Here is a 16,306-nt window from a genome sequence, read left to right on the forward strand (position 1 = left end):
GCGTAATCCTTTGAAATAAGCAGTATTGCGCCCGAGTATACCGAGCGCCTGCCGCCTTGCCTATGCAGGCGGCCCGCCGTCGGGCGGGGGGGCTGCCGGGCTTGGCGCGGGGCGTTATCCTTTGCATTCGGCGCGCGGCGCTCGTATCTTGCCCGGTTTGCGTGTGTGCAGACATTTTTGAGGTTCTTGCAATGAGTTTGACCGAAGCGCGTTTTCACGACCTGGTCGACGCGACCCAACAGGCATTGGAAGACCTGTTCGATGACACGGACCTGGATCTGGATATGGAGAACTCGGCAGGCGTCCTGACCATCAAGTTCGACAACGGTAGCCAACTGATCTTCAGTCGCCAGGAGCCGCTGCGCCAGTTGTGGCTGGCCGACAAGTCCGGTGGTTTTCACTTCGATTACGATGAGCAGAGCGGCAAGTGGACCTGCGAAAAAACTGAAGAGCTGCTCAGTGAGATGCTTGAGCGTATTGTCTGGGAGCGAGTCGGCGAGAAACTCGATTTCGAAGAGATCTGAGATGAGCAGTGCACCTAAGCCGGCCAAGCCGCTCTACAGCAATGTCAGCCCGGCCGTGCCGTCGCCGTGCATCAGCACCTGTCGGTTAGATGAGCACAAAGTTTGTATCGGCTGTTTCCGCCATGTCGAAGACATTCGCCAGTGGCGTTCAGCCGATGATGACCGGCGTCGGCTGATTTGCCAGGAGGCACTGGCGCGTCGACAACTGGCCGGATCGGCGTAAACCCTTCAGGTATTGTGTATTTACTTGGCTGTGGTAGTGTCGATCTTGCTTCGGCAGTGCCGAATTCCTGCAAACCCCGCCCTTGGGCGGGGTTTTGCTTTATATCGCTCAAAAAAAGGAGCCAGACTGGATCATGAGCACCAAGCCTTCCATTATCGTCACCCGATTGGACGTACAGCGTCTCGAGCGTCTGATCGACAGCCTCGATGAAAAGACGCAAGAGTCGCCGGGTGTGCTCGCCTTGCAGGACGAGCTGGACCGCGCCGATCAGGTCGGTCACGAGGAAGTTCCGGCCGGTGTCGTGACCATGAACTCCCGGGTTCATTGCCGCGAAGAAGCCAGCGGCAAGGACTACCACCTGACTTTGGTCTACCCGAAGGATGCCAACGCTGACGCAGGCAAGATCTCGATCCTCGCGCCGATCGGTAGCGCGCTGTTGGGCCTGTCGGTAGGCGAGCAGATTGACTGGCCAGCTCCAGGCGGCAAGACCCTCAAGCTCAAGTTGCTGGAAGTCGAGTACCAGCCAGAAGCGGCCGGCGACTTCGACCTTTGAGCCTCAAGCCTGCGCCAGGGCCTCGTTGAGCGCGCGCTCCAACTCACTCTTGTAGCGCAGATAGAGAATGCTCGAGCCCAGACCGTCAGCCAGCACACCGGACAGGTCCAGGTCGGTGATGTAACAACGGTAGTGTTCGGCCCCACGGCGCTGCTCGATGATCTCGCGGGCGACCACGGTGTAAAGCTGGTCGCCATGCTCAAGTTCGGAAAACTCCCGCTGATTGCAGTACAGCGTGACCTGCAGGTCGTCGCTGGCGCCTGCCTGCAAAATGGCCTGCACTTCATAGTAAGGTCTGTCGATGGTCTTAACCTGGACCTGGCGCGCTTCGATCTGGCGGACCTTGCCCGTGCCTGATGGCAATAATTGGTAATAAAGCACATCCAGTGAGCCTTGGGCCTGCAGGCTGTCCAGCGGCAGGCGTGCCTCCCGACGAAACACGATCGATTGCAAGAAGCGCTGCAGTGGCAGTAGCAGGCTGCTTTCATCGTGGAACGGCAGGCGCTGCAGCCAGAGTGCGTTGTACTCATCCAGTACGTAGATGTCCGCCCAGGCGTCCTGCACGCGGTAGAACAACTGGATGCTCTGCGGCTGGCCCAACGGCAGAAGCTGAGCCAGGTCGAGTTCTTGCAGGGCGTTGGCGTCCAGGTGCAGGGGGCTGTAGTCACTGCGCTCTTCGCCGAGGTAGTGCAACACTGCGTCCTGATCATCCAGGGTGACCAGGTTCACCGCGCCTGCCTGTAGTTCCAGCACATGGTTGTGCTGCTGAACCTGCAACAGGTAGCGATAATTGAGGTTCTCGGCGAGCAGCGCCTGGACGGTGATGAAGACGTCCTCGACCCGCTGGGCGATGGCTTGGGCCCGGTTGTGGCAAAAGCAGCGTACGCGCAGGCGTGGCCGGTGGCTGGAGCTCCCCAAGCTGTTGAGGTAGTCGCGCAGGCAGCGCAACAAGGCATGCTCGCCATCGTAACGGTGGACCTGAACCTCGTTCCAGCTGTTGAGAGTGACCTGGTCCAGGGTCAGCACCAGGTTCTCGCGTACCCCGGCGTAGCTCAGCGAGTCGGTGCGTTCGGTTGTCATCAGGATGTTCAGGTCACGATGATGCTGCAGCGGGTCGATGCCGACGTTGACCAGCAAGAGGATTTCGTCCGCCACACTCTGCTGTAGCAAGCGTTGCTCGCTAACCGTCGGCAAGGGCAGGGCAATGCTCTGTTGCAGGCTGCCAAGCAGGTTGAACAGCTCGTATTCACTCAGGTCACTGCTGCCTGGGTGCAAGGCCAGACGTGTACTGCTGTCGATCACGCCGTTGCGGTGGGCCCAGGTCAGCAGCTCAAGCAGTTCGCGGCAACGCTTGATCGGGGCGAAATGCTCCCACTCGTGAACGCCCAGATTGCCGTTGTACAGACCCCAGTGGGTTTGCCCCGGCTCTTTGCGATTCGGGGACTGGACCAGGGTCAGGGTGTCTTCGGCCAGGTCCGGGGCAATACCCGGATTGATGAACTCAACCTTGCCGGCGCGGCGCTCGAACGCGGCATACAAGCGCCGGCCTAGGACGCTGAGGTCGCGCTGGCCAATGCGGCTGGTGGCGTTCTGGCTGCGGGCAAACTGGCATAGGAAGCGGTAGCTGTAGTTCAGCTCGGCCACCAGCTCTCGGCGTTCCACCACTACCTGGCGGACTTTCCACTGGCTACGGCTGTCGAGTAGCGCCAGTTGGCGCTCGTCCCAGCCCCATTCCTGACTCAGTCGCTGTAGCAGAGCGCGCTGCCAGCTGGCGCTGCGCTGTCGGGGCAGACCGCTGAGTTTTTTGTTCACTTTCAGGTACAGACTGCGACGTACCAGCTCCAGACGCTGGTGTTCACCGCGCCCTTGCAGGTACTGCTCGATGCGCCGGTAGACCATCATGTACGGGTCCAGCTCGTCAAGGTCGAGGTGATTGGCAAACACCGCCTGTTTGAACTGCAGGCTCAGGCACTGCACTTGCGGGTGTTCGCTGGCATACACCTCTGTCAGCAACAGCTTGAGCACTGACTTGTAGGGTGACTCGATGCCCTTGAACAACTGCCAGAGCCCGGCCCCGACAAATTCACCCGGAGGAATATGCGCCAGATGACCAAGGTCGAGGTGGTCTTCAGGGCGTACGAAACGCTTGGACAGAAGGGTTTCGATGTATTGGCAATAGCGCTGTTCTTCATAGACTGGCACCAGCCACCAAAGCGGCGTGCGCCCGGCTAGCCAGATAGCGGTGCGATAGAACTCGTCGAGCAGTAGATAGTGCTGGGTGGTACCACAGTCGTCGGAACTGAGCTGGCTGTCACGTTCACCTTGAACGAAGCTCTCGGGCTCGATCAGAAACAAATGGGCCTCGGCGCCCTGACTGGCGGCCCAGCTTTCCAGCAGCAGACATTTTTTGCGCAGTTCTGCCAGTTCGCCGTCACTCAGATCTGCCGCATGGCAGACCCAGACATCCATATCACTCTGCTCGGCCTGTGCCAGCGTCCCCAGGCTGCCCATCAGGTAGAGGCCGTGAATCGGTTGTGGCGGATTGCCACGACGTGCCTTGTAAGAGAACGAGCGGGTCAGGCGCTGGGCTTCGGCCAGTAACTGTGCGTCCGGCTCAAAGCCTGTTACGCCGGCTGGCGTGGTTCCCGAGACATAACCGGGCAACAGTGGATGGTTGACATGGAAAAACAGCGGCAACAGGGTCAGGACCAGTTGCTGACGGCTGGAAAACCCCTCCATGGCCCGCGTTAGTCGCCCTTGGTTGAGGGTCAAAAAACGTTGACGCAACTGGCTGAGAACCTTGCGGTCAATGCCCTGGTCGAGGTCGGGGCGAATTTCGTGGGGGTGGTTCATTGCGAGCTACAACCGGCGTGGGGAAGCAATGGCGAGTTTAAGCGTTATATGAATTTTGACGCCATTTTACCAACGCAATGGGAGCGGATTCATCCGCTCCCACACATTAGTATCAGGCCGGCTGGGCGACGTTCAGGATGGTCAGCAGCTGCTGCGCGTGCTCGGCAGCATCATGCCCCAGGCTGGTCAGATAACCGCCATCAGGCTGGTCGGTCAGTTGTTTGTCGTACAGGCGTTGGGCTGCGGCAATGAGCTCTTTGGAGGCAGTGTTATGGACCTTGATGCCTTCCTGGCTGCTATCCAGGTTGAACAGGGCAAGGACTTCCAGCTCGGCAATCAGTTCGGGGGTAAACGACATAGAGACTCCGACTTCCAGACAAGGAGGGCAGCACCGTCGCCGGTGCCTGGTTTTGCAGTGTAGTCAGGGAAATCCTGCTTTGCTTCAGTCCTTTTCCGGCGGCAGCTCGGGCAGGGCGCGCAAAGCGGTTTCGTACCATTGTGTATTGAATGCGCGGTCTTCTTCGAGCATCGCGTCAATCTCATAGGCCAATACGTGGGCCATGAGGTTGAGGATGTCTTCGCGTTCGTAACCGACCAGGGTCAGTTTGTTGAAAATGGCTTTGGCGGCAGGCGGGTTGTCGCTTTCGATCTGGTTTTCGATCGCTTCGATCAGGGTCGACTCGGCGAATTCTTCTTCGTCGCTGTCGATATCGGTTGGCTCGCTCATGGGCGATCTCCTCTTGAGGGGATGCTCAGTTTGCCACGAGCCAAGCGCCAATGCCTTGCTATCGACCATCAGTATGATGCTGGTCAGTGTCCTGCACTTGGGTCTATAACTCTCGGGCCAACCCCTTTACGGCCTGGAGGCTGTTTCATGCTCAAGCTTCATGGATTTGCAGTCAGCAACTACTACAACATGGTCAAACTGGCGCTGCTGGAAAAGGGCATTGCCTTCGAGGAGGTGTTGTTCTTCGGCGGCCAGAGCCCGGAAGCGTTGAAAGTCAGCCCCCGCGGCAAGGTGCCGGTGCTGGAGACTGAACAGGGCTATCTCAGTGAGACCAACCTGATCCTCGAGTACATCGAGCAGACCCAGCCTGGTAAAGCGTTGCTCCCGGCTGATGCTTTTGCCCAGGCCAAGGTGCGCGAGCTGGCCAAAGAAATCGAGCTATACATCGAGTTGCCTGCCCGCGCCTGCTACCCCGAAGCCTTCTTCGGCATGAAGGTCGATTCGGCTATCAAGGACAAAGCCAAGGTCGAGTTGCTGGCGGGGGTCGAGACGCTCAAGCGCAACGGCTCGTTCGCACCCTATGTTGCCGGCAGCGAGATGACCATCGCTGACATGCTGTTCTGCTTCAGCCTCGATCTGGCGGGCGCAGTGGGCAAAGATGTTTTCGACATGGACTTGCTGGCAGATTTCCCCCAGGCCAAGGCGCTGCTCAAGCAGTTCAAGGAAAATCCCAACGTGGTGAAAATCAACGCTGACAAGGAAGCGCAGATGCCTGCATTCCTCGAAATGGTGCGTAGCGGCAAGCGCTAACGGATAGCGCAGCAGGCTCGCGGCAGGACGCCGACGAGCCTGTGCATATACGACTTAGCGGCTGGCCAGCAGGGCCTGGCCGCGCGCAACGGCAGCGCGCACCTGGGCTGGTGCCGTGCCGCCGATGTGGTTGCGGGCGTTGACCGAACCTTCAAGGGTCAGCACAGCGAACACATCTTGTTCGATCTGGTCGCTGAAGCGGCGCAGTTCCTCCAGGCTCATTTCAGCCAGGTCCTTGCCGCTATCGACACCGTATTTGACCGCATGGCCGACGATCTCGTGGCAGTCACGGAACGGCAGGCCACGACGCACCAGGTAATCAGCCAGGTCGGTGGCGGTGGAGAAGCCGCGCAGAGCAGCTTCGCGCATGATCGCATGACGTGGCTTGATCGCCGGAATCATGTCAGCAAAGGCCCGCAGCGAGTCGCGCAGAGTGTCGGCGGCGTCGAACAGTGGCTCTTTGTCTTCCTGGTTGTCCTTGTTGTAAGCCAGTGGCTGGCCTTTCATCAGGGTCAGCAGGCCGGTGAGGGCGCCGAACACACGACCAGTCTTACCGCGCACCAGCTCCGGAACGTCCGGGTTTTTCTTTTGCGGCATGATCGAGCTGCCGGTGCAGAAGCGGTCGGGCAGGTCGATGAACTGGAACTGGGCGCTGGTCCACAGCACCAGTTCTTCGGAGAAGCGCGACAGGTGCATCATCGCCACGCTGGCCGCTGCACAGAATTCGATGGCGAAATCGCGGTCGGAGACGCCGTCCAGCGAGTTACCGCCCACCGCTTCAAAACCCAGCAGTTTGCAGGTCAGTTCGCGATCAATCGGGTAGGTGGTACCCGCCAGTGCGGCGCTGCCCAGAGGCATGCGGTTGGTGCGCTTGCGGCAGTCGACCAGACGCTCGTAGTCGCGGCTGAGCATTTCGAACCAGGCCAGCAGGTGGTGACCGAACGTCACCGGCTGGGCGGTCTGCAGGTGGGTGAAACCGGGCATGATGGTCTCGGCTTCGCGCTCGGCTTGCTCCAGCAGGCCTTTCTGCAGGCGAGTGATCTCGGCCAGGATCAGGTCGATCTCGTCGCGCAGCCACAGGCGAATATCGGTGGCGACCTGATCGTTGCGGCTGCGGCCGGTGTGCAGTTTTTTACCGGTGATGCCGATGCGGTCGGTCAGGCGTGCTTCGATGTTCATGTGCACGTCTTCAAGGTCGACGCGCCAGTCGAAGTTACCGGCTTCGATTTCGCCCTGGATGGTCTTCAGGCCATCGATGATGGTGTCGCGTTCGGCGTCACTGAGCACGCCGACCTTCGCCAGCATGGTGGCGTGGGCGATCGAACCCATGATGTCGTGGCGGTACAGGCGCTGGTCAAAATTGACGGAGGCGGTGAAACGGGCGACGAAGGCGTCGACGGGCTCACTGAAGCGGCCGCCCCAGGACTGATTGGTCTTGTCGGTGCTCATGGATTCACTCGTTGAAGGCGTGAACGGAAAAGTGGTGTCGATGATAACAGGGTTGGGGTCCGTGCCGTAGGACAGCGGTCGGCGCAAGTGCGTGAATATGTCGCGCAAGAGACACGCGACAGCACGCTCACAACAGGATATTTATCGATTGAACGGCAGCGTTCCGGCAACCGTCTACAGTTGGACAGAGGATCGGCATGTTTCCTGCCGAACCAGTGAATCTTTAGCCATCGTGCGAGTCTGAGCGTGGATCGCCGTGACGGTAGTCACCTCACCCGTCTACGCTACCCTTGTGCGAGACTCACGCAGGAATCCAGCGCTATATGAATGTCCTGATCGTTGATGACGAACCCCAAGCCCGGGAACGCCTGAGCCGACTACTTGGCGACCTGGCTGGCTACACAGTACTGGAGCCCAGCGCCACCAATGGCGAAGAGGCTCTAGCCCTGATTGACAGCCTCAAACCTGAGGTGGTCCTGCTCGACATCCGCATGCCGGGCCTGGATGGACTCCAGGTCGCCGCTCGCCTGTGTGAGCGCGAAGCCCCGCCGGCCGTGGTGTTCTGTACCGGTGCTGACGAATTCACGGTGGAGTCCTTCACGGACAGTACGCTGGGTTACGTTCTCAAGCCGGTAGAGGCCGAACCTCTGCGTGAAGCGTTGAGGAAGGCAGAGCGTCCCAACCGGGTGCAGTTGGCGGCGCTGACGCGGCCGGCTGCTGAGAGCGGCAGTGGGCCGCGTAGCCATATCAGTGCGCGGACCCGCAAAGGCATCGAGCTGATTCCCCTGGATCAAGTGATTTACTTCATCGCCGACCACAAGTATGTGACCTTGCGCCACGAGGCCGGCGAGGTGCTCTTGGATGAGCCACTCAAGGCACTGGAGGACGAGTTTGGTGATCGCTTCGTGCGTATTCACCGCAATGCGCTGGTCGCGCGCAATCGTATCGAGCGTTTGCAACGCACGCCGCTGGGGCATTTTCAGCTGTTTCTCAAGGGGCTCAATGGTGATGCGCTGATTGTCAGCCGTCGCCATGTGGCTGGTGTACGCAAGATGATGCAGCAGCTTTAGGCCGAGCTCGGAGAATATTCTTACCAGGGAAGGTTATTTCTCCTATGACATAGATCTGCAAGCGGGTCGGATTGAGCTGTTATCATCCGTTACATCTATCTTTGTACGGATCGATCCATGTCCACTCGTGAAATCCGCATTGCCACGCGTAAAAGTGCCCTTGCCCTGTGGCAGGCCGAATACGTCAAAGCTCGTCTGCAGCAGGCTCACCCTGGTCTGCTGGTTACCTTGGTTCCGATGGTCAGTCGCGGCGACAAGCTGCTCGATTCGCCGTTGTCGAAGATTGGTGGCAAGGGTTTGTTCGTCAAGGAACTGGAAACCGCATTGCTGGAAAACCAGGCTGACATCGCTGTGCATTCGATGAAAGACGTGCCCATGGACTTTCCCGAGGGGCTCGGCCTGTATTGCATTTGCGAGCGCGAAGACCCGCGTGACGCCTTTGTTTCCAATACCTTCAAAAGCCTCGATGAGTTGCCTGCTGGCAGCATCGTGGGTACCTCCAGCCTGCGCCGCCAGGCCCAACTGCTGACCCGCCGCCCTGATCTGGAAATTCGTTTCCTGCGGGGCAACGTCAATACCCGCCTGGCCAAGCTTGATGCTGGTGAATACGATGCGATCATCCTCGCCGCTGCCGGTTTGATCCGTCTTGGTTTCGAAGATCGCATCACCTGCGCCATCAGTGTCGACGACAGCTTGCCTGCCGGTGGCCAGGGCGCGGTGGGCATCGAGTGCCGCAGTGCCGACCACCAGATCCATGCCTTGCTGGCGCCGCTGCACCACCAGGACACCGCCGACCGGGTAACGGCTGAGCGTGCGTTGAACAAGCACCTCAATGGCGGTTGTCAGGTGCCAATCGCCTGTTATGCCGTGCTCGAAGGCGATCAACTGTGGTTGCGTGGCCTGGTCGGGGAGCCGAGCGGCGGCAAACTGCTGACTGCTCAAGCCCGTGCCCCGCGTATCGCTGCTGAGGCCTTGGGCGTGGAGGTTGCTCAGGACCTGCTCGAACAAGGCGCCGAAGAAATTCTCAAGGCCGTTTATGGCGAGGCCGGTCACCCGTGAGCAGTTGGCGCCTGCTCCTGACTCGGCCAGCGCAAGAATGCACTGCGCTGGCCCAGGTGTTGGCCGAACAAGGCGTTGCCAGCAGCAGCCTGCCGTTGCTGGAAATCGAGGCGCTGAGCCTGGATGAGCCGCAACTTGGCCTGTTGCGTACGCTTGATAGTTACGCGGCGATTATTGTGGTGAGCAAACCGGCTGCGCGACTTGGGTTGGCAGAACTTTCCCGTTTTTGGCCACAGCTGCCGCCGCAGGCCTGGTTTACCGTGGGGGCTGCCTCTGCGCAGATTCTCCAGGCCCATGGCTGTCTGGTCAGCTATCCAGCGGCGGGTGATGACAGCGAAGCACTGCTGCAACTACCCGCGCTGCATCAAGCCATTGCCGGGCCGGCGCCACGGGTATTGATCATGCGTGGCGAAGGCGGTCGCGAAATGCTCGCCGAGCGTCTCGCCGAGCAAGGTGCTAGTGTCGATTATCTGCAACTCTACCGCCGCAATCTGCCAACCTACCCGCACGGTGCTTTGTCTGCGCGTGTTGTCGGGGAACGCCTGAATGGCCTGGTGGTCAGCAGTGGGCAGGGATTTGAACACTTGCGGCAACTGGCCGGGGATCAATGGTCGCAGCTGGCCCAGCTGCCGCTGTTTGTGCCTAGCCCGCGAGTTGCCGCGCAAGCCCGGGATGCCGGGGCGCAGAATGTAGTGGATTGTCGCGGTGCCAGTGCCGCGGCATTGTTGACGGCACTGCAGCAATTGCCTGCACCTGCTCTCTGAAGCGCTAAGCTGATTGGCGACGAGCCCAATGCAAAGGATGGATACGTGAGCGAAACTGTCTTGCCCAACGATGACTTGCAAGCGACGCCAGAAGCGTCTGAACCCTCCGCCGCCAAGCCGGAAAAACGTTCGACCAATGGCCTGGCCATCCTGGCCTTGTTGCTCGGTGCCGCGGGCGTTGCCGTCGGTGGCTGGGGCGTTTGGCAAGTGCGCCAGCTTCAGGGTGCTGAACAAGGCCAGGGCCAGTACCTGCAGTCCCTAGGCGAAAAGACCCAGGCACTGCAATTACGTGAGCAGCAGATGTCGACGCAGTTGGCGGCCTTGCCGGCTGCCAGCGAGCTGGAAGACCGCCGCCGTCTGGTGGCGCAGCTGCAGGGTGATCAACAGCGCCTGAGCCAGCGCCTGGAAACCGTTCTTGGTGCCAGCCGCAAGGATTGGCGTCTGGCTGAGGCCGAGCATTTGCTGCGTTTGGCCAGCCTGCGCTTGTCTGCCTTGCAAGACATCGTCAGCGCTCGTGCGCTGGTCCAGGGTGCCGATGATATCTTGCGTGAGCAAAGCGATCCGGGAGCCTTCGCCGCCCGTGAGCAATTGGCCAAAAGCCTGGCCACCCTCAACAGTGTTCAGCAACCGGACCGTACCGGGTTGTTCTTGAAACTGGCGGCCCAGCGTGAGTTGGTGCAGCAACTCAGTGCTGTGTCACCGGAGTTCGACAGCAATGCCGATGCCCTGGGCGCCTTGACCGCCGATGGCGATGGCGCCAGTCGCTGGTCGCAGTGGTGGGCGGAGTTGTCCAAGTACTTCCAGATCGACTTCAATGCCGATGAGAACGTTCGACCATTGCTCGCCGGGCAGTCGCTCAACCAACTGCGCCTGGCCCTCAGCCTGACCCTCCAGCAGGCCCAGTGGGCAGCGCTCAATGGTGAAGCGAAGGTCTACACCCAGGCGCTGGACGATGCCCGCAGTGTGCTGCTGGCCAATTTCAATGCGGATAACCCGCAGAGCAAGGCGATGCTCGACAGCCTCAATGCCTTGGCCGAAGAACCGGTGTCTGTGGTAGTTCCGGACCTGGCGGACAGCCTCGGTGCGGTTCAGGCATACCTTGAGCGTCGGCACCTGCCCGCCGAGGAGGCCAAGCCATGAAACGCGTCTACCTGTTGGCGGTGGTGGCCATTGCCGCTGCTGCCGCGCTCGGGATCGCGATCGCCAAACACAGCGGTTATGTGCTGATTTCCTATGGCAGTTTTCGTTATCAATCGGGTCTTTGGGCGGCGCTGGCGGTATTGGCAGGTATCATCCTGACGGTACTGTTGGTGCGTTATCTGGTCAGCCTGGTGCTGACGTCCAGCGGCGTGGTCAATCCGTGGTCGCGGCGTAACCGCAGCCGACGTACACGGCTGGCCATTGAGCAAGGGCAACTGGATCTCGCCGAAGGGCGTTGGGCCAGCGCCCAGCGCCACCTGCAACGCGCCGCCGAAGCCGAGCGTCAACCGTTGCTGTACTACCTGGGTGCGGCGCGGGCGGCTAACGAACTGGGCCGTATCGAAGACCGTGACAACCTGCTGGAGCGAGCACTGGAGCGCCAGCCGCAAGCGGAACTGGCCATTGCCTTGAGCCATGCTCAGATGCAGATGGATCAGGGTGAAAGCGATGCGGCCTTGGTTACCTTGCAGGCCATGCAGGAGCGTCATCCGCATAACGCGCAGGTGCTGCGCTTGTTGCAACGGCTGTACCGCGAACGTGGTGACTGGTCAGCTCTGATCCGCATGTTGCCGGAGCTGCGCAAGGATAAGGTATTGCCCGCAGCTGAGCTGGCGGAACTGGAGCGTCGTGCCTGGGGTGAAAACCTGAGCCTGGCCGCCAGCCGTGAAGGCGAAGAACAGAGTGCCCGTCAGTCTCTGGAGCGGGCCTGGCAACAGCTCACTGCCGCCCAGCGTCAGGAGCCGCAGTTGGTGCTGGCCTACGCTGAACAGCTACGCCAGCTGGGCGCTGAGAGCGAGGCCGAAGAGGTCCTGCGCACGGCGATCAAGCGTCAGTACGAAAGTCACTTGGCACGACTTTATGGCCTGGTGCGCGGAGCCGATCTGGCCCGCCAGTTGCAAACCGCCGAAGGCTGGTTGAAGCAGCATAGCGATGATCCAAGCCTGTTGCTCACCTTGGGCCGGCTGAGTCTGCAAAACCGCTTGTGGGGCAAAGCCCGCGATTACCTGGAAAGCAGCTTGCGCCTGCAGCGCAATCCCGAGGCCTGTGCTGAACTGGCGCGACTGTTGGCTGGGTTGGGGGATACCGAGCGCAGCAATCAGTTGTTCCAGGAGGGGCTAGGCCTGCTGGATGAGCGTCTGCTGGCATTGCCGCTGCCTGAGGCTGTTCGAGCTTGAGCTACCCTTGGGCTTGCGCAAAACCGCAAGCCCAAGGTTCTGACGAAAACTCCTACGCGATCTTGCGGCGAGGCCTCTCGATAGCTGAGGCTATATCTGGCTGACTTTACGAATATTCCTTTGCTGTTCAACGACTTATCCTAAATGTAGTGCCTTGAAACAAGGCGCGGCTTTCCTCTACCGTTAAAGCCTGTCTTTGTCGATTCCGGAACTACCATGTCGTTGGCCCGCTTGCGTTCTATGTTCCTTCCGGCGTTGCTGGTCTCGGTGCTGATGCTCGCTGCTGCGTTCTATCTTGAGTGGGGTATGGCGTTGCAGCCGTGTCCGCTGTGCTACAGCCAGCGGCTGTTGTTGGCGGGTTATGTGTTGAGCTGCCTGTGCGCCGTGGTGCAAGCCCCGGGATACCTCGGCACACGCATTTATGCGGCGCTGGCGCTGTGCTGCGCAACAGCTGGAGGGCTGCTCGCGGCCAGGCATGTGTGGTTGCAGAGCACGCCGCCGGTGAACATTGGCTGCGAACCCGCCTTGAGCTACTTCATCGAGAACCTGCCCCTGAGCCAGTTGCTTAAAATCATGGTGTTTGGCAGCCCTGATTGCGTACCGATCAACTGGAGTTTTCTCGATCTGACGATTCCTGAATGGAGCTTGCTGTCGTTTGTGCTGTTGGCCGCACTCCTGGTCTTTCGCCTGTTGGTCCACGGGCGTTCGGTGATCAGCTGTCGAGTAAAAAACTGAAGCGAGTGGTTGCGAGTGCAAACGACCGGCGGCAACAGCAAGTGGGATTAAACACTTGTATGAACTTTGTCGCCTGCGTACCTTGAAGCCTAGGGCGCACGGGAATAATCTCCCTGCACGCATACCGAAAACACAGCTGCTCGATGCTGCCCTGCTGACGTTACCTTTGCTTGCACTCTTGCGAGCGGGGGCAGGGGCATTACCCAGAAGGGAAGAGATCGCCATGCTAGATAGTTGTCAGAATGCTCAGGAACGCTGGGGTGGGGTTCACAAGCTCATTGACCGCTGGTTGGACGAGCGTGCAGAGCTGGTGACGGCTTTCCGTGAGTTACGCGATGCCAAGCCGGCTTTCGCCGACAAGGACAAGAACCGCGACTTCTGTGCGGTGCTGATCGATTATGTATCGGCCTGGCATTTTGAAGTGAGCGAGCAACTAGTCAGCGAAGCCAAAGCCTTTGGCGACACCCGCGGCCTGGAACTGGCCACACAGATCAGCCCGCGTATTGATGCGATTACCGAGATTGCCTCGGCTTTCAACGATCATTGCGACAAAGGCGATTGCAACGATCCAGAGCGTTTCGCGAAAAAGCTCAACGAGTTGGGCAGCCTGCTTCATGAACGCTTTGAGCTTGAAGACTGCCTGATCGAAGTACTGCACAACGCGCACAGCGAAGAGGCTGAAGTGCAGGCTTGATCGGTGCGCCAACGTTTCAGTTGGCCACGTCGAGTAGCTCGATCTCAAACACCAACGGCGTAAAGGGCGCAATCAGGTCGCCCGCGCCTTCGGCGCCATACGCCTGGGCTGACGGAATCACCAGGCGCCACTTCGATCCGCTGGCCATCTCAGGCAATGCTATTTGCCATCCTTCGATCACACTCTCGAGACTGAACCATTGCGCGTGTTGGTTCTGATCGAAAACTGTGCCGTCAGGCAACTTGCCGACATAGCGAACCTGCACTTTTCCCTTTGCCGCAGGTGTGGCGCCAGTGCCTTTTGCCTGTTCGGTTACCAGAATGCCTGCGGCTAATTCGCGCACACCTGGACGTGCTCGTTCGGTTGCCATGAAACGTTTTTCCGCACTCAGCAACTGCTCGCTTCGTGCCTGTAGATCCGCCTCGTTGGCGTGTGTTTCATGTTCACTCAGTAGCGCTGCCATGCGCTCTTTGCTCAGGGCTAAAGGCTTGTTCTGATAGGCCTGGCGCAGCCCTTCGAGCAACGCTTCCAGTTGCAGCTCGGGAACGTCTGTACGCAACCGTTCACCGAGGCTGGCGCCTATGCTGTAGGCCAGATCATGGTCTTTCTGAGAGGTATTGGCAGGCGCTGCAATGAGCGCTGGTGGCAGTAGAAAAAGAGCAAATACTAGATAGCGCGACACGGGCTCACTCCTGCTTCAGCGGAAGTAAAGTATGCCAGCCTTGGCCCGCCACTTTGTGTAAATATCAGCAACACATTGAACAGCATCTACACTTGATTCCAGCTGCAGCGATAACAACTTTGCCCAGGCATGCAACGCGGCGCCTTCAATACTGTCAACATGCCCTAGCGGCGGTAGCAGCAGAAGCATAGTATGAGCCGCACTCTCGTCAGCCAGGAGGTAAGCCATGTCGGCCAATAAGAAGCCAGTAAGTACGCCGTTACACCTGCTCCAGCAACTCTCGGGCAGTCTGCTCGATCATTTGGAAAATGCCTGCTCGCAAGCGCTGGCTGATGCTGAAAAACTGCTCGCCAAGTTGGAAAAACAACGTGGCAAGGCACAAGAAAAACTGCACAAGTCGCGTCTTAAATTGCAGGATGCCGCTAAGTCCGGAAAAGCCAAAGCACAGGCCAAGGCCAAGTCCTCAGCAGCTGAACTCGAGGAGTTGCTCGACTCGCTCAAAGAGCGCCAGTCGCAGACGCGCACCTACATTTTGCAGCTCAAGCGTGATGCCCAGGAAAGCCTGAAACTGGCCCAGGGTGTTGGCAAGGTCAAGGAAGCTGCAGCCAAGGCCCTGACGCTGCGTGCTGCCAAACCTGCGCCTGTGGCGGCCAAGCCAGCCGCCAAAGCTCCGGCCAAAGCCGCTGCTAAACCGGCTGCTAAAGCCGCTGCCAAGCCCGCAGCAAAAGCGCCTGCACGCAGCGCCGCCAAACCAGCCACCGCGAAAGCGCCCGCTAAGCCAGCCGCCAGAACCGCGGCGGCTAAACCCGTTGCTGCAAAAGCACCTGCCAAGGTTGCTGCGGCCAAACCAGCAGCCAAGCCAGCTGCCAAGCCCGCCGCCAGGACTGCTGCTGCCAAGCCTGCAGCCAAGCCCGTCGCCAGGACTGCTGCAGCTAAGCCTGCAACCAAACCAGCAGCCAAACCTGTTGCGGCGAAAGCACCAGCCAAACCAGCAGCTAAACCCGCAGCGGTGAAAGCTCCAGCTAAACCAGCAGCCAAGCCTGTAGCAGCGAAAGCGCCAGTCAGGCCTGCTGCAAAAGCACCAGCTAAATCGGCGGCCAAACCTGCTGCGAAAGCGCCTGCCAAGCCTGCTGCCAAACCCTCCGCGCAGCCCGTTGTGGCCAAGCCAGCCGTTGCGCCGACATCAGCCGCTGCAACGTCTGCTCCGGCAGTTACTGCACCGGTGAGCACCACGTCGACTGCACCTGCATCCTCGGTAACGCCAACTCAGACGCCATCCTCGGCCTCCTGAGTCGACTGCATCACGGCGCGCAACGTATGCCGCGCGTCGTGTTGCACACCGGCATTCGCTGGTGCCAGGTAGTGCAGCCAGTCACCCGCCGACTCCCCCGTTGCTGCCCAGCCTTCACAGGCTCCCTGCAAACGCTCCAGTAAAACGCGCTCTGCCTCCAGCTCCAGCCCTTTCACTCGCTCACGTAAACTCGCCAGTTGTGGGTCTTGCATGGCTGCGTCGCGCCATTGTTGGCGCAAACTGCGTAGCGGTTTGATCACCTCGGTCTGCCAGCAAGTGGCCAACTCGCGTAGTGCTTGCAGCCGTTCTTGGCTCGCTGTTACACCGCGTGCATTGAGCCAGGCCGCGCAGAGCAGCAGGCAGACATCGCCACCTTGATCCTGCCATTGCAGGCAAGCCGCCTCGACGCCTGGGCGGGCGTAAAGATTCAGGGCAAAATTCCACAGGTCGGTGTGCATGGTCCCACTCGCGCCAGTTGCCGACGAAGCTGGTAGACT

Annotated in this window: 18 protein-coding genes and 1 pseudogene; 13 read left to right on the forward strand and 6 right to left on the reverse strand. The window is 59.8% G+C overall.

The genetic code is table 11. From position 1 onward, the window contains the following. Window positions 1–191: 191 nt before the first annotated feature. The 3 genes from cyaY (at window position 192) to rnk (ending at window position 1,300) form a co-directional block, all read left to right on the forward strand. Window positions 192–524 carry an iron donor protein CyaY gene (gene cyaY, locus ACQRAX_RS08550; protein ID WP_412040095.1) on the forward strand — a complete coding sequence of 111 codons (333 nt, stop codon included), beginning with the start codon at window positions 192–194 and terminating at the stop codon, window positions 522–524. A 1-nt stretch (window position 525) separates the two neighbouring features. Further along, a complete protein-coding gene (locus ACQRAX_RS08555) occupies window positions 526–747 on the forward strand; it encodes a DUF1289 domain-containing protein (protein ID WP_412040094.1) in 222 nt (73 codons plus the stop codon). 133 nt (window positions 748–880) lie between these two features. Then, the gene (rnk, locus tag ACQRAX_RS08560) at window positions 881–1,300 is read left to right on the forward strand and encodes a nucleoside diphosphate kinase regulator (RefSeq protein WP_412040093.1); all 420 of its coding nucleotides are present in this window, start codon (window positions 881–883) and stop codon (window positions 1,298–1,300) included. Window positions 1,301–1,303: 3 nt separating this feature from the next. On the opposite strand, the gene ACQRAX_RS08565 is transcribed toward rnk, so the two are convergent. The 3 genes from ACQRAX_RS08565 to ACQRAX_RS08575 form a co-directional block, all read right to left on the reverse strand. Continuing rightward, complete coding sequence (locus tag ACQRAX_RS08565) at window positions 1,304–4,153, reverse strand: class I adenylate cyclase (protein WP_412040092.1); 2,850 nt, start codon at window positions 4,151–4,153, stop codon at window positions 1,304–1,306. Window positions 4,154–4,265: 112 nt separating this feature from the next. Further along, window positions 4,266–4,511, reverse strand: coding sequence for a TIGR02647 family protein (locus ACQRAX_RS08570; RefSeq protein ID WP_038615787.1), 246 nt, complete (start codon window positions 4,509–4,511; stop codon window positions 4,266–4,268). Window positions 4,512–4,595: 84 nt separating this feature from the next. Further along, window positions 4,596–4,880 carry a hypothetical protein gene (locus tag ACQRAX_RS08575; RefSeq protein ID WP_412040091.1) on the reverse strand — a complete coding sequence of 95 codons (285 nt, stop codon included), beginning with the start codon at window positions 4,878–4,880 and terminating at the stop codon, window positions 4,596–4,598. Window positions 4,881–5,027: 147 nt separating this feature from the next. Between ACQRAX_RS08575 and ACQRAX_RS08580 the strand changes: the two genes are divergently transcribed. Then, the gene (locus tag ACQRAX_RS08580; RefSeq protein WP_412040090.1) at window positions 5,028–5,690 is read left to right on the forward strand and encodes a glutathione S-transferase family protein; all 663 of its coding nucleotides are present in this window, start codon (window positions 5,028–5,030) and stop codon (window positions 5,688–5,690) included. 54 nt (window positions 5,691–5,744) lie between these two features. Here the strand turns inward: ACQRAX_RS08580 and argH are convergent, their stop codons facing one another. Beyond that, window positions 5,745–7,139, reverse strand: a complete 1,395-nt coding sequence (gene argH, locus ACQRAX_RS08585) for an argininosuccinate lyase (protein ID WP_412040089.1) — start codon at window positions 7,137–7,139, stop codon at window positions 5,745–5,747. A gap of 219 nt (window positions 7,140–7,358) precedes the next feature. Between argH and ACQRAX_RS08590 the strand changes: the two are divergent. The 8 genes and pseudogenes from ACQRAX_RS08590 to rsd all read left to right on the forward strand — a co-directional run. Then, a pseudogene (locus ACQRAX_RS08590) lies at window positions 7,359–7,466 on the forward strand (sensor histidine kinase); the annotation flags it as partial. Beyond that, the gene (locus ACQRAX_RS08595) at window positions 7,463–8,209 is read left to right on the forward strand and encodes a LytR/AlgR family response regulator transcription factor (RefSeq protein WP_412040088.1); all 747 of its coding nucleotides are present in this window, start codon (window positions 7,463–7,465) and stop codon (window positions 8,207–8,209) included. The pseudogene ACQRAX_RS08590 and the gene ACQRAX_RS08595, both read left to right, overlap by 4 nt. A 117-nt stretch (window positions 8,210–8,326) precedes the next feature. Beyond that, entirely contained in the window at window positions 8,327–9,268 is a 942-nt protein-coding gene (gene hemC, locus ACQRAX_RS08600; RefSeq protein WP_412040087.1) for a hydroxymethylbilane synthase, read from the forward strand. Next, window positions 9,265–10,032: a uroporphyrinogen-III synthase gene (locus ACQRAX_RS08605; protein ID WP_412040086.1), complete on the forward strand. Its 768-nt coding sequence runs from the start codon at window positions 9,265–9,267 to the stop codon at window positions 10,030–10,032. Before hemC ends, ACQRAX_RS08605 begins: the two co-directional genes overlap by 4 nt. A 45-nt stretch (window positions 10,033–10,077) precedes the next feature. Next, a complete protein-coding gene (locus ACQRAX_RS08610) occupies window positions 10,078–11,172 on the forward strand; it encodes a uroporphyrinogen-III C-methyltransferase (RefSeq protein WP_412040085.1) in 1,095 nt (364 codons plus the stop codon). Next, window positions 11,169–12,407, forward strand: a complete 1,239-nt coding sequence (locus ACQRAX_RS08615; protein ID WP_412040084.1) for a heme biosynthesis protein HemY — start codon at window positions 11,169–11,171, stop codon at window positions 12,405–12,407. Before ACQRAX_RS08610 ends, ACQRAX_RS08615 begins: the two co-directional genes overlap by 4 nt. Window positions 12,408–12,623: 216 nt before the next feature. Next, entirely contained in the window at window positions 12,624–13,142 is a 519-nt protein-coding gene (locus ACQRAX_RS08620; protein ID WP_412040083.1) for a disulfide bond formation protein B, read from the forward strand. Between the two features lie 223 nt (window positions 13,143–13,365). After that, window positions 13,366–13,836, forward strand: coding sequence for a sigma D regulator (gene rsd / locus ACQRAX_RS08625; protein WP_412040082.1), 471 nt, complete (start codon window positions 13,366–13,368; stop codon window positions 13,834–13,836). 16 nt (window positions 13,837–13,852) lie between these two features. Here rsd and ACQRAX_RS08630 read toward each other — a convergent pair whose 3' ends face one another. Continuing rightward, window positions 13,853–14,518, reverse strand: coding sequence for an FKBP-type peptidyl-prolyl cis-trans isomerase (locus tag ACQRAX_RS08630; RefSeq protein WP_412040081.1), 666 nt, complete (start codon window positions 14,516–14,518; stop codon window positions 13,853–13,855). 226 nt (window positions 14,519–14,744) lie between these two features. Between ACQRAX_RS08630 and ACQRAX_RS08635 the strand changes: the two genes are divergently transcribed. Next, window positions 14,745–15,809, forward strand: a complete 1,065-nt coding sequence (locus ACQRAX_RS08635; protein ID WP_412040080.1) for an AlgP family protein — start codon at window positions 14,745–14,747, stop codon at window positions 15,807–15,809. Here the strand turns inward: ACQRAX_RS08635 and ACQRAX_RS08640 are convergent. Then, entirely contained in the window at window positions 15,785–16,267 is a 483-nt protein-coding gene (locus tag ACQRAX_RS08640) for a TIGR02444 family protein (RefSeq protein ID WP_412040079.1), read from the reverse strand. The two genes, ACQRAX_RS08635 and ACQRAX_RS08640, sit on opposite strands and share 25 nt — an antisense overlap. Between the last annotated feature and the right edge of the window lie 39 nt (window positions 16,268–16,306).

The organism is Pseudomonas sp. UM16 (genome assembly GCF_050312595.1).
GTDB lineage: Bacteria > Pseudomonadota > Gammaproteobacteria > Pseudomonadales > Pseudomonadaceae > Aquipseudomonas.